Origin of the sequence: Oenococcus kitaharae (genome assembly GCF_025758695.1) — a bacterium.
Taxonomy (GTDB): domain Bacteria; phylum Bacillota; class Bacilli; order Lactobacillales; family Lactobacillaceae; genus Oenococcus; species Oenococcus kitaharae_A.
On record NZ_JANJQP010000002.1, the window covers coordinates 207776 to 221015 of the forward strand.

At 44.7% G+C, this 13240-nt stretch carries 15 protein-coding genes; 8 read left to right on the plus strand and 7 right to left on the minus strand.

Translation table 11 applies throughout. From position 1 onward, the window contains the following. Positions 1-80: 80 nt before the first annotated feature. Positions 81-1070, plus strand: coding sequence for a D-2-hydroxyacid dehydrogenase (locus tag NRF22_RS04450; protein WP_263779407.1), 990 nt, complete (start codon positions 81-83; stop codon positions 1068-1070). Between the two features lie 260 nt (positions 1071-1330). Here the strand turns inward: NRF22_RS04450 and NRF22_RS04455 are convergent, their stop codons facing one another. The 7 genes from NRF22_RS04455 to trxA all read right to left on the minus strand — a co-directional run bounded on the left by NRF22_RS04455 (position 1331) and on the right by trxA (position 7580). Continuing rightward, entirely contained in the window at positions 1331-1720 is a 390-nt protein-coding gene (locus NRF22_RS04455; protein ID WP_007744641.1) for a VOC family protein, read from the minus strand. A gap of 14 nt (positions 1721-1734) precedes the next feature. Further along, a complete protein-coding gene (locus tag NRF22_RS04460; protein ID WP_007744639.1) occupies positions 1735-2517 on the minus strand; it encodes a hypothetical protein in 783 nt (260 codons plus the stop codon). After that, positions 2514-3515, minus strand: a complete 1002-nt coding sequence (locus tag NRF22_RS04465) for a zinc-dependent alcohol dehydrogenase family protein (RefSeq protein ID WP_007744638.1) — start codon at positions 3513-3515, stop codon at positions 2514-2516. The genes NRF22_RS04460 and NRF22_RS04465 overlap by 4 nt, the downstream gene beginning before the upstream one ends. A 97-nt stretch (positions 3516-3612) precedes the next feature. Then, complete coding sequence (gene scrK / locus NRF22_RS04470) at positions 3613-4488, minus strand: fructokinase ScrK (RefSeq protein ID WP_007744637.1); 876 nt, start codon at positions 4486-4488, stop codon at positions 3613-3615. Positions 4489-4754: 266 nt separating this feature from the next. Beyond that, entirely contained in the window at positions 4755-5471 is a 717-nt protein-coding gene (gene budA, locus NRF22_RS04475) for an acetolactate decarboxylase (RefSeq protein ID WP_007744634.1), read from the minus strand. Continuing rightward, the gene (gene alsS, locus NRF22_RS04480) at positions 5471-7153 is read right to left on the minus strand and encodes an acetolactate synthase AlsS (RefSeq protein ID WP_263779408.1); all 1683 of its coding nucleotides are present in this window, start codon (positions 7151-7153) and stop codon (positions 5471-5473) included. The genes budA and alsS overlap by 1 nt, the downstream gene beginning before the upstream one ends. Positions 7154-7265: 112 nt before the next feature. Next, positions 7266-7580, minus strand: a complete 315-nt coding sequence (gene trxA / locus NRF22_RS04485) for a thioredoxin (RefSeq protein WP_007744629.1) — start codon at positions 7578-7580, stop codon at positions 7266-7268. A gap of 103 nt (positions 7581-7683) precedes the next feature. On the opposite strand from trxA, the gene NRF22_RS04490 reads away from it, so the two are divergent. From NRF22_RS04490 to gatC, 7 genes are all read left to right on the plus strand, one after another. Then, positions 7684-9060, plus strand: coding sequence for an APC family permease (locus NRF22_RS04490; protein WP_263779410.1), 1377 nt, complete (start codon positions 7684-7686; stop codon positions 9058-9060). A gap of 2 nt (positions 9061-9062) precedes the next feature. Beyond that, complete coding sequence (locus NRF22_RS04495; RefSeq protein WP_263779412.1) at positions 9063-10037, plus strand: glycosyltransferase family 2 protein; 975 nt, start codon at positions 9063-9065, stop codon at positions 10035-10037. A 27-nt stretch (positions 10038-10064) separates the two neighbouring features. Further along, on the plus strand, positions 10065-10877 hold the full coding sequence (gene map, locus NRF22_RS04500; RefSeq protein ID WP_263779413.1) for a type I methionyl aminopeptidase: 813 nt from the start codon (positions 10065-10067) through the stop codon (positions 10875-10877). A 24-nt stretch (positions 10878-10901) separates the two neighbouring features. Continuing rightward, positions 10902-11693 carry a RecX family transcriptional regulator gene (locus NRF22_RS04505; protein WP_263779414.1) on the plus strand — a complete coding sequence of 264 codons (792 nt, stop codon included), beginning with the start codon at positions 10902-10904 and terminating at the stop codon, positions 11691-11693. Further along, the gene (locus NRF22_RS04510) at positions 11686-12246 is read left to right on the plus strand and encodes an NUDIX hydrolase (protein WP_263779415.1); all 561 of its coding nucleotides are present in this window, start codon (positions 11686-11688) and stop codon (positions 12244-12246) included. The genes NRF22_RS04505 and NRF22_RS04510 overlap by 8 nt, the downstream gene beginning before the upstream one ends. 56 nt (positions 12247-12302) lie before the next feature. Next, complete coding sequence (locus tag NRF22_RS04515; RefSeq protein ID WP_007744618.1) at positions 12303-12857, plus strand: DUF402 domain-containing protein; 555 nt, start codon at positions 12303-12305, stop codon at positions 12855-12857. Between the two features lie 79 nt (positions 12858-12936). Continuing rightward, positions 12937-13239, plus strand: a complete 303-nt coding sequence (gatC, locus tag NRF22_RS04520; RefSeq protein ID WP_007744617.1) for an Asp-tRNA(Asn)/Glu-tRNA(Gln) amidotransferase subunit GatC — start codon at positions 12937-12939, stop codon at positions 13237-13239. Position 13240 lies beyond the last annotated feature (1 nt).

Genomic DNA, 13240 nt, shown 5'->3' on the forward strand with positions numbered 1-13240 from the left:
TATGCGCTGTTGACGAACTTGTCAAGAAGAAGCCAATTAAATTTGTTATCGATGCCCTTTTTTGCTAGGATTGTAGCAATATGAAAATACTGATGTATGCCGTTTTAGGCGACGAAAAACCCTATATTAAAGAATTCTGCCAGCAGACTGGCCATCAAGTCGACCAGCTGACTGACTATCTCTCAAAAAAAAATGTCAGCCTGGCTAAGGGCTATGATGCAATTGTGACTCAGCAGACGGTTGCGATTCCTGATTCTGTCTATCAGCAATTAGCCGAATTTGGTATCAAACAGATTACAATTCGCCAAGTCGGTTACGATATTTTGGATTTACCAGCCATTCATCAAGCTGGCTTGAGAGCTTCCAATGTTGCTGCCTATTCGCCAAGAGCTATTGCTGAATATACGCTGACGCAATTGATGAACTTAATCCGCAACAACAAACGCTATTATCGGGCAACGACGAGTGGCGATTGGCAGTGGTCGGCTGCGCCTCAAGGACGCGAAATTCACGATCTCACTATTGCTGTGATTGGTGCTGGGCGGATTGGTTCTGCTTTGGCTGAGATGCTGCATGCCCTGGGAGCCAAAGTTTTGGCAGTTGACCCAGTTTATCATGCTCAAAATGAAGCTTTTTTGGATTATGTTGATCTAGATCAGGCCTTAGCACAAGCTGATGTGGTGACTTTCCACACACCTTTGAATGACGAGACTGCGGGGATGGCTGATTCGGCTTTCTTTGACAAAATGAAGGCAGGTAGTTACTTCTTGAATTTTGCTCGCGGCGGCCTCGTGGTAACCGATGCCTTGCTGGCTAATTTAAGGAGTGACAAGCTGGCCGGCGCAGCCTTGGATGTCTTGCCCAACGAAAATGAATTCATGAGCGCTGTCTCTGATCCGAAAATAATTCCGGCCGATGCACAAGCATTGATGGCCATGGATAATGTGCTGCTTTCTCCGCATGTTGCCTTTTATACGGATTTAGCCATTAAAAATATGGTCAGGATTTCTTTGCATGATGCTGTCGCTTTGGCTAATGGCCAGAAAATCGAAAACGAGATCTTTGATTAAATTATAATTGATTGAAGAGACGGACTAACTGAAAAAGGACTTGATGACGATGATGTATTTTGGCTTTGCTATGTTTATTAATCTCTTGTTTTATGTTCTATTAATAGCGGTGGTTGTGTATGTTCTTTATTGTTTGCGCCAAATTGTCAAACTTTTGACTGAAATCAAAGAAGCACTGAAAAATAAATCTGAATAAATTTTACCGCGTACAAAAAAGTACAGCCATTAAAGCTGTGCTTTTCAAATGTCATGATTTAATTTCAGAGAATCTGGCAGAATTCAATTGTTTCTTTATTTGGTCCTAGAATATTGAAGAAACGAATACCGTTGTCCCAAAATGATGGAATCGATTGAATTTCTTTATCGACGAGATGAAGACCTTGTGCTTTTGCAGCAGCAAAAGCTTTGTCAACATCAGTTGTATTCATCGAGATGTGATTGATGGCACCAGCTTTTTGAGCTGTTGGATCGCCATCCCAAGTCTCAATGGTTAGATTGCCAAAACGCATGAAGGCACAATGACTGCTGCCGTTTTCGAAAAGACCGGCTTCTTCGAATCCCAGTGATTTATAGAAACTGACTGTCTCATCCAAATTAGCGGCAGGGATGCCGACGTGCTGAATACCCGTAAAATAATTACTCAAAGCCATATTAATAAAACCTCCTAATTTTGGGAAACGTGAATGGCACGGTGATGAAGTCTTGGGAAGACGATTTTATCGGCCGCGCCTGTAATACCGCCCTGGAATAACAAGGCAAAAATTGTTCCCAGACCGAAATTCGTAAATTGATGCGAAATGATCAAAGCGATCACCGTCAGAATAGTTGGCGGCAGGTATGAAACCCACATCGCAGTGGCAGCATGCCCTTTAAGATATTTAAAACGCAGGATCTGCATTAAGTCGTCAGCAGGATGGAGAATCAAATTCACACGCTGATAAATAGAAATCGCAATCCCGATCAAAGCATCACCGAAGAAATTCAGGCAGATGTAAAAAATGATCATGGCTGGACTATGCGCTGCGGGCAGTCCTGCAAAAAAGGGATAGACGCCGTTGAAAAAGTCAGCGAATACTTGGATTAATGCGGAAAAGGGCAACATAAATAACAAATTTCCCAAGGCGCGCTGCCAAGACCAATGCCCGACTAACAGGGCGTTTAGGACAATTGTCATCAATCCGATGATGATAAATGACCAAAATAGATTCCAATGCAAAGCATTACCGAAATTGGCTGTCGCAGCTGTCCAATAGGCAGCTCCGAGGTAGGAAGGATGGATCTTGGCACTTGTGACCAAGGTCAAGACGTTTCCGGCTGAATTAATCACAATCGAGATTGCAAAGTAGGCAATTAAACTGGCTGTAGAAGCCGTGGTGGAAGTTGTATGAAAACTGGCACTTGCGGCGTCTGGTTTGTTTTGCGGGCGAGGTACACCCGGCCGGGTCATTCTCCGACTTTCACAACGGCCTTGCTAACGTCTTTAATTGTACCGTCTAGATAATCAGGCACATCTTTGAGAGAAGGCTCGTTACTGATCAATGGCAAAACATCCAGTTTGCCGCTCGACAATAAGGCAAGAGAATCTTCAAAAGCGTTGGGGTTGATGAAGGATCCTTGGATAGTCAGCTGCTTTTGGTAAACTTCATAGGTATTCATCTTGAATTCCTGATTTGGTTTACCGACACCAAACATCAAGACCTGAGCACCTTTGACAGTTGCATTCACAGCCTGTTCTTGTGTCTGAGGCAAGCCGACAGCTTCAATAACAACATCATAGTCAGCCGGAATCTGGTCGCGTGTGGTATTGAAGGTATTGGTTACGCCGAACTTTTCTTTATTCAAGGCCAGTTTTTCATCGATAATACCGGCAAAATCCACTTGGTGCACACCATAGGCACGCAATAATTGTACGAAGAGCTGGCCCATAAAGCCGTCTCCAATTACCAAAGCTTTCTGATAAGGCGTCAATTTCAATAATTTCACGCCATGGACAGCACATGAAATTGGTTCAGTCGTAGCGGCAGCTTTTAAGGAAACATTATCCGGCACCTTGTAGACTTGTGTCTCAGGAGCTGTGAAGTACTGCTCCAATCCGCCATTGCGGGTGACACCGATAGCTGATAAATTGTCGCAGAGTTCTGGACGGCCGGTACGGCAGTAAAAACACTTGCCGCAATAGATATTAGGATCGACCGTGACACGATCGCCAACTTTAAAATCAACAACGTCAGCACCAACTTCAGCAACAATGCCTGAGTTTTCGTGTCCCAATACGATTGGTGGTACAGCAGCTGCTGAACCTGGTAATCCGTTATACAAAGCGTGATCGGTTCCACAGATTCCAGCGTACTTGCTTTCAATTAAGACTTCGTTGGCCTTTGGTGTCGGCTTTTTAGTCTCCTGTACTTCCATTTGCTTAACAGCAGTTAATACTAAAGCATCCATAATAAATTTAATCCTTCCTTATATTCTCAATATTTTACCAATTTTTGACCGCCAAAAAAGCTTGCGGTGAGGAAGTTCTTTGACGATCCGTACCGATTTATTTGCGGTATTCAAGCAAGGCCAAGGCAAAGTCGCCTAGTGTTGCTGAACCGTTTTCCTTGATTGCCGGCATCACAAGATAATCTTCCAGCTTGCCGACGTCAATGTAATCATTCATTAAGTCTTTAAACTGTACGCGGACTTTCTTTAAGAATTCCTCACTGATCACGCCGCCGCCAAAGACAATCTTGGCAGGCCGTAAAGTCAAAGTCGTTTGCAAAGCAGCTTGGGCGACATAGTAAGCCATGATATCCCAGACGTGGTCTGTCAGGGGAATGTCTTGTCCTTTTTTGCCAGTGCGGGCTTCAAAAGTTGGACCGGAAACTAATCCCTCCAAGCAATCACCATGAAAGGGGCAGATGCCTGGGAAATCAAGATCGTCCGGGTGGCGCTTAACACGTACATGGCCCATTTCTGGATGGCCGAGATCGCCGATGAATTGGCCGTTGACAATTGCGCCGGCGCCAACACCGGTGCCAATCGTGTAATAAACCAATGAATTGATATGTTCGTTGAACAATGTCGAAATGACATATTCGCCATAGGCCGACCCATTCACATCAGTCGTCCAATGGATCGGAATATTAAAGGCCTTTTTGATCCGGCCGACAAAGTCGACATCAGACCAGCCCGGCTTGGGTGTATTGGTAATGAAACCATATTTGGGTGAATTTTTCCTTAACTCGATCGGGCCAAAAGAAGAAATACCAATCGCTTTTAAGTCATCAAATTTTTTGAAATAATCAATACATTTGGTTAGTGTTTCTTCTGGTGTTGTGGTTGGAAAACGAACAATATCTTTGGTTCGGTAATCTTCATTTCCGACGGCACAGACGAATTTTGTGCCGCCTGCTTCAATGCTTCCTAGTAACACGTGCTGCCTCCTTGGATAATTTTTTTAGTTTACGATTACAGGTCGTTTTTTATGCTTTTCATGAAAAATGTGACAGCCAAAAGTGCCGGTATGACTGGTTTTTTACCCGTTCGCTCACATTCCCCATCGCTATCTACGGTAGCGCTTTCATAAAGGTGAGTCAAGGGAAAAATCTGGTCTTTTGGAAGTTATGCCACATTGTAAAATGGACTTTTTGTCAATAAAAAAGCCAGGCAACTAAGCCTGGCATAAAGAGTAATAATTTTTTATTCGGTTTTCCGCATGGCCGCTTTTAGGGTCGGCAGGTCTAATTGGCGGTCACGGAAAATCTTGTTGCTGGTTGGTAGATGCAGTTGGAAATCATCAAATACTTGCAGCTGTAAATCAGCTTGTTTGATATGAAAATGCAGCAGATGGCCGCCGAAGGAATGATCATCAGCTAAGATGTGCAGGTGAAATCCGGCAGCAGCAGCCCCTTCATATACTGAAGGTGTGTAGTAACCCAAGATGGTCGCCTGCAGCTTATCGGCGTGAAATTCATGCTGAGAGGCAGCAACTGTTGCAAAGGGCGGATAAGGTTTTTGCTGCTGATCAGCAGAGCGCGCTAGGACATCTGTAAACTCACCATGCAGGCGGACAGCTGTAAAGACATTTTGCAAAGCGCCGTGTTCAACGGCGTGTTTTTCAAAGGCGGCTGAAGTCATGTCGGTCAAAGTTTCTTTAGGCAGCTGTTTGTCAAAAAAGTTCACAGTTGCAAAAGGCACTTTTTCAGTCTGCAAATCCAGCAAACGGACTTTGCCGCTGCTTGGGACGCCATAGGCCTTTCCGTCTAGAACGATTAATTCCACACCGATACCGGTGGTGGTGCCAATGCCAAAGTCGCCATGAGTCAACAGATCACCAACTGTTGTCGTACCGTCATATTGGCCATCCATGATTTGTGCTAGGATACCGTGCTGGTAAATTTTTGAAAAGTCAGCCATTAGTCCGTCGCTCCTTGGATCAAATCAGCATACAGCTCCGTGTTGTGCGAGTAATCGACTGGAACATCCACAACAACCGGACCTTTGTTCCAATTAAAGGCTTCGCTAAGAACTGAGTCAATCTGATCGGGATTATCCACGCGCAGGCCCTTGGCACCAAAGGATTCTGCATATTTAACGAAATCAATCTTGCCGAAATCAACACCGGCTGACTGACCATATTTCATTTCTTCTTGGAATTTGACCATGTCGTAGTGGCCTTGGTCGTTAAAAATAATGTGGACAATGTTTGCGTGCAAACGAACAGCCGTTTCCAATTCTGCACTGGAAAACATAAAGCCGCCATCACCGGAGACACTGACGATTTTTTCATCAGGACGGACCAAGGAAGCGGCGATCGCCCAAGGCAGTGCCACACCCAAAGTCTGCATGCCATCAGAAATCAGGAAATGGCGCGGACGGTAGGAGCGGAAGAAACGGCTCATCCAAATATAGACAGATCCGACATCCAAAGTCACGGTCATGTCATCTGTGACTTGTTTTTGAATCGCATGAACGACATCCAAGGGATGCGAGAGGCCGTCAGCAGGCTGGAATTTAGGTCCGCCGGGTTCTGTCTGCAGCTGATCACGAAAGGCTGTCAGGCGTTGTTCAACAGCGTCGCTGACTGTGTAATCCTGCAATTCATCAGCCAGCAAATTCAATGTTTGAGCAATATTGCCGACCAATTGGAAGGCTGGGTTATAGTGTGCGTCAATTTGCGCATCGGTCGAATCGATCGTGACGATTTGCAAACGGTTTTCCTTGTTCCAGACACGAGGTTCGTATTCGACGGCATCATAACCCACTGTGATCACCAGATCAGCAGCTTTCAATAACTGATCACCGGCTTGGTTGGCAAACAGGCCGACACGTCCGAAGAATGATTGCTGCAGCAGGCTGTGATCAATCACGCCGGCGCCTTGGAATGTTTCAACAACTGGTAATTTAACCCCGTGCAAAAAGGCATGCAGGGCTGCAACGACTTTTTCGTCTGAGCCTCTTTGGCCGACGAGAATGACAGGCAGTTTGGCTTGACGAACCTTATCTGCCAAGGATTTAATGCCGTCTAAATCAGCTGGGCCGGCCGTGATGGTCTGGACTTTTGCCAGTGCTTTGCTTGTGACAGGACTGTCGTCAACATCTTGCGGCAGGCTGATAAAGGATGCACCCTGTGGTGCTTTGGTAGCGGCATCAAAAGCGTTTGCAATTACTTCGGAAATATTTTCAGCATCCTGAATTTCTGTCGTAAATTTCGTAATACCGTTGAACAGCAGTACCGAAGGCGTTGACTGGTGAGTCCGCCGGTACAAATCATTACGCGGCACTTGGCCGGCAATTGCGACTACCGGGTCATTTTCAGTCTGTGCGGTTAAAATTCCTGTCGCCAAGTTAGATGCACCAGGGCCGGATGTGACAAGGACCACGCCAGGTTTTCCTGTCAAACGGCCGACTGCTTGGGCCATAAAAGCTGCATTCTGTTCGTGTTTAGTAATTACTAATTTTGGTGCACCGGGTGTGTGGGCAATTGCTTCAAAAAGCCGATCAATCTTGGCACCGGGAATACCAAAAATATACTTAACTTCATGATTCAAAAGGGACTCGAGTACAAGATCGGCCCCAAAACGTTTGTTTTCCGCCATTAAATACCTCTTCTGTTCTTCGTTTGTATTCTATCACTTGTGAATTTAGAATAAAAATAAAAACCCGCTATCATGCAGGTTTTCGAAATAAAAGTATAAAATTTCACAACACTTAAGAACGATATTTGTTGATAATTTCGTTCAATTGTTTTTGATTATGCACGCCAACCACGCGGTCAACAACCTGACCGTCCTTTTTAATGATCAGAGTTGGGATAGCCTGGATGCCCAATCCGGAAGCTGTCTCCTGATTCTGGTCAACATCGATCTTGCTGAATTTGACGTCAGTCATTGTCTCAGAGATTTTCTCAAGAATCGGTGCCTGAATTTTGCAGGGTGTGCACCAAGTTGCCCAAAAATCAGTGACAGTCACGCCTGATTTTGTTTCCGGCTCAAACGAAGCGGAATCTAATACTGAAATTGCCATGATGATCTCCTTTCCTATATTGTACTTACTTTCAATAAGTAATGCAAAAAGGTTTAAAAAAACTTGCTTTAAAGTTTTCTGCCCATTATACTGGGACAAACTTATGATTGAAAACGAGCAGCAACTCAAACGAAATTTTGGATTTTTCGGTACTTTATCACTTGTCATTGGTACGGTTATCGGATCAGGGATCTTTTTTAAACAGGGGCGGGTACTTCAAGAAGCCGGATCGACATCGATGGCCTTATTGGCTTGGTTCGTCGGCGGGATCGTGACTTTGGCGTCAGCCATGTCTGTCGCCGAACTCGGGTCCGAAATGCCTCAGACGGGCGGCATTTATATCTATATTAGTAAGATTTTCGGCAAGTTCTGGGGATTTTTAGCTGGATGGATGCAGATCTCTTTTTATGGGCCGGCTTTAATCGCTTCAGTTTCCTACTTTTTTTCGACCCTTTTTGTGACTTTTTTTCATTTACCGGCAAAAATTAATTTTGGGATTTTTAGTCTAGGCAGTGTTTTTTGTATTGCCGTAGCAGCTTGTATCGTGATTGCGCTGATGAATATGCTGGAAAACCGTGTCAGCCGTGTGTTTGCGATTACGACAACCAGTATCAAAATGATCCCGATTTTTGCCTTGATTATTTTTGGTCTTTTCTTCGGTCACGTTGGCGCAACGAGCAGTCTGGTCAACCTGTTTGCCAATCAAATCGGGCAAGGCAACTTCGGCGTGGCCGTCTTATCGACGCTGTTTGCTTACGATGGCTGGGTTGTGATCTCTAATTTGGGCGGCGAGATTAAAAACGCTCAAAAGACACTGCCAAGAGCTGTGACGACTGGCATTTTTATCGTGCTGCTGGCCTACATGGGTGTCTCTTTTGGCGTTTTCAAGTCGCTGCCTGCAAAAGAAATCATTGCTTTGGGTGATCAGGCACCTTTCCATATTTTGTCCGATGCTTTTGGTCCGATTGGTGGCCGCTTGATGGACATTGGTGTCATGATTTCTGTGATTGGCACCTTGAATTCTAAAATTCTCAGTTTTCCTAGAGTTGTTTTTGAAATGGCCGACAAAGAGCAGCTGCCTTTTTCTGGATTCTTTCATACTTTAGGTAAACATTCCAAAACGCCTAACTATGCTACTATTTTTGAAATCGTGATCGCAGCTTTGTTATTGAATGCTTTTTCATCTTCACAAGATTTATCCGATTGGCTGGTTTTTGTGAGCTTCCTATTTTATCTGCTGACTTTTGTGGCGGTGTTTATTATGCGTCGCCGCCTGCAGAGAAAACCGCATTTTTCAGCGCCGCTTCATCCCTTATTTCCGATATTGGCAATTGCTGGGACTTTGTTCATCGAAATTTCGACAATCGTGAATGCCTTTACTGACCCCACTGGGCAGCAGCTTTTCGGTATTCTTATCTCTCTTTTGATTGTTGCCCTGGGTGTCCCGCTTTATTACGCCAAAAAAATCTATAAACTATAAGTATGCCGAATTCCGTTAGTCCCACACTCGCAATTATTGTGCCGGTCACAAATGAAGAAGAGAATATTCCGCTTTTTTATCATGCTGTCAGGCGGGATTTAACCCGGGACAGTTTAGCTGCTTTGCCCGAGCCTTTAAATCAACTGAGTTATGATATCTGGTACATTGACGATGGGTCAAGCGATGGGACTTTAGCACAGATAAAGGCCCTATCGGCTCAGGACAGTCATATACATTTTGTGTCTTTTTCCCGGAATTTTGGTAAAGAAGCTGCAATCTATGCGGGATTGTCTTATGCACAGCACTATGATTTTGCAGTTATCATGGATGTGGATCTGCAAGATCCGCCTGCTTTATTGCCAAAAATGCTGAAAAAATTAGTGACAGAGCACCTAGACAGCGTGGCAACAAGGCGGTCGAATCGTAAAGGCGAAAAGGTTATTGTCAGTTTTTGTTCTGATTTGTTTTATCATTTTATTTCTAGGATTTCTTCGACGAAATTAGTGAAAGGTGCCCGCGACTATCGGATTATGAGCCGGCAGATGGTTCAGGCTTTGTTGGCCATGCCGGAAAATCAGCGTTTTTCAAAGGGCTTGTTCACCTGGATCGGCTTTAATACCGAGTACATCAGTTATGAAAATATCGAAAGAGAAAAAGGCCGCAGCAAGTGGGGTTTTTGGAAACTTTTCAAATATGCGATTAGCGGGATCATTTCTTTTTCGACGGCACCGCTGACTTTTGTGACCGTTTTGGGTTCTGTGACGACCCTTCTAGCTTTGATTGGCGGCATTTTTGTGATTGTCAGAAAGCTGTTGGATCCAGCAATTGCAATTGGCGGCTGGACGACGATTACCGTGATTATTATGTTTTTTGGCGGTCTGCAAATGGCCAGCCTCGGGATTGTCGGCCGTTATATTGCGGCCATTTTCTTGGAGTCTAAGCGGCGCCCAATCTATATTGAGAAAGAACATAAGTAAAAAAATAGAAGGCATATAATCGAAGGTATGATTACATTAAAGAGTGTTAACGAAATAAAAGAGATGGATACTGCTGGTGATGTGATTAGCGGTATGCATCACATGCTGCGCAGTTTGATCAAGCCTGGATTGGATACCTGGGAAATCGAAGAAAAATCACGTGCCTATATTGAAGGGCACGGTGCTATTGCGAGTCAAATCGGTTTTGAGGGTTTTAAATATGCTGTGACTGTTTCAGCCAATGATGAAGTGGCCCACGCCTTTCCTCGTAAAGGCCTGATTTTGGAAAACGGTGACTTAGTCAAGGTCGACACAGTTGTCGAAAAGAATCATGGTTTGGCAGATTCTGCTTGGACTTATCGCGTTGGAACTGTCAGTCCGGAAATCGAACGTCTGTATGAAGTTGCTCATAAGGCCCTATATATTGGTATTGACCAGGCCGTTGTCGGTAACCGTATTGGTGATATTGGCGCTGCAATTGACCACTATGTCACAGATGAGAACCATTTTGGCAACGTGCGCGAGTATATCGGGCATGGCATCGGCCCAACTATGCATGAAGATCCGCAGGTGCCGCATTTTGGTGTTGCCGGTCACGGTTTGCGTTTGCGGCCCGGCATGACAATTACGATTGAACCGATGGTCAACACAGGCACTTGGGAAGTTAAAACTGATTACGCTGGAGATGGCTGGACCGTTTCAACAAAAGACGGCGGCTGGTCGGCGCAGTTTGAGCATACGCTTGTGATTACCCACGACGGGCCGAAGATTCTGACCTCGCAAGATCCGGATATTGATGACAAATATCTGATTAAGGATTGGGACAACTTTAAAATCTAATTAAGACTTCGTATGATTTAATTAATGACGAAAAAGATTACAAAAATATCGGCTCAGAAAATTCACGGCCGTTATAATCTTGAGCTGGATGGCAAGTTCGCTTTTGGCATCACGGAAATGACGCTGATTAAGTTCGGTTTGGCCAAAAATCGCGAATTGGATGATCAAGAAGTTTCAACGATTAAAAAGTTTGAAGAGTCGGCTCGTGCGCTTTCGCGCGGACTGACTTTTTTGTCTCACCATCTTCGCACCGAAAAGGAACTTCGTGATAAACTGCGTTCACAGCATTTCGATGCCGAGGCAATCGATAGTGCAGTCACGCATTTAAAAGAAGAAAAATATATTGATGATCGGATTTATGCTGAGAATTTTGTCCACACGCAGGCGCGTCTTTTATCCGTCGGCCCGCTAGTCATCAGCAGAAAATTGCAGGCATTGGGCATTGCGCCGGCCGATATACAAGCTGCCATGCAAGATTATAAAACTGATAATCAGGCGGAGAATGCCTTGGCTTTGGCGGAAAAATTTCAAAAACATTATGCGAAAAATCCGGCCATGATTCAAAGACAGAAAATTAATCAGGCTTTGTACGGCAAAGGTTATGATGCTGATTTGATTAAAACTGTTTTAGAGAAATTAGACTTTAGCGAAGATCCAGATGTGCAATTAGAAAACGCTCGCCGCGTGCTGGCGCGAATTTGGCCGCGTTATGGCAAATATGGCCGAGAACGTCCCTATAAAGCCCGTCAGTATCTGTATGGAAAAGGTTTTTCTGCCGAGTTGATTGATAAAGTGATTGGGGAACAAGGTGACTGAAAAAGGAAAAATTTTAAGGGAAACAAAAGAATTTCATGGCCAGATCTTCGATGTTGTGGATCGAAAGATTCACACACCTGATGGGCTGACCGTTGATCGACAAGTCGTTTTGCATGGGGATGCTGTGGCTTTTGTCGCACCAATACGCATAGATGGCGGCATTAAATTAGCTTTAGGCCGCGAGTATCGTGCCGGCTTGAACGCCGAAAGGACCAGTTTTCCAGCCGGCCTGATTAATCCAGGCGAAGATCCCAAGACAGCTGCGCTTCGTGAAGCACGAGAAGAATTAGGCTTGTCCTATCGAGATACCAAGGAGATTTTTCTAATCAGCACTAGTGAAGGATTTACAAATGAAGCGACTCATTTGATGCTGCTTTCCGGGCTGATCGGCAAAAGCGGTAAACATTTTGATCCCAGTGAGTTTGTCAAAACGCTTTTTGTCACTTTTGATGAATTGGAACAATTGATTTTGTCCGGCAAAGTCACGACTGCGCCCGGTATTATTGCTTATCAATGGTTAAAGCTGCATCCGGAAAGTTTAGCCGCCATCTGAAAAAGGAGCCACTGTGCTAAACTTTAAACGAAGACGAAATGTCTTGAGGTAAGATTATGGCTAAAGACGCAGCTCGCAATCCGCGGGAAGGCGACTTTATCACGATCAAAAGTTACAAGCACGATGGCCACCTGCATCGCACCTGGCGCGATACGATGGTTCTAAAGACCAGTGAAAATGCCATTATCGGATTGAATGACCACACGCTCGTGACAGAGGATGATGGCCGGCGTTGGGTCACACACGAACCGGCGCTTGTCTATTTTCATAATAAATACTGGTTTAACATTATTGCGATGATGCGCAGCGACGGCGTAAGTTACTACTGCAATTTGGCAAGTCCTTACGTCATGGACAAAGAGGCGCTGAAGTACATCGACTATGACCTTGATATTAAAGTACTAACAAACGGCACAAAACATCTGCTTGATGCAGATGAATATGTTGCGCATAGTCAATTGTGGCATTATCCGCCTGAGATTGACGAAATCCTCCGGGCACACACAAAGATTTTGATTAACATGATTAACACACATGCCGGACCTTTTTCACAGGGTTATGTTGATCTTTGGTATTCGCGTTATAAGACACTTGTAAAACATAAGATGTGATAAGTCGTAAGCGGAATTCAATTCCGCTTTTTCTTTTTGTCCAAGCCGCAAACTGTTAAAATTTTAGCAAGGGGGCACTATGTCAAATTCATTACCACGCGAAGATGCGGCCCATGTCGCACAACTCGCCAAGCTGCATTTCTCCGATCAGCAATTAGATGTTCTGACCGGTCAATTAGCCAGTATTTTAGACCTTGTCGAGACATTAAACGAGGTCGATACGGAAGGTGTTGAGCCGACCTATACTGTTTCAAATAATGTCAATGTATTAAGAGAAGACTTGGCTGTCAAGTCAGGACAAAAGGCTGCTTTATTGGCCAATGCGCCGGAAACGCAGGACGGGCAGATTAAAGTTCCCGCGATTATTGATGAGGAGAGCTGAG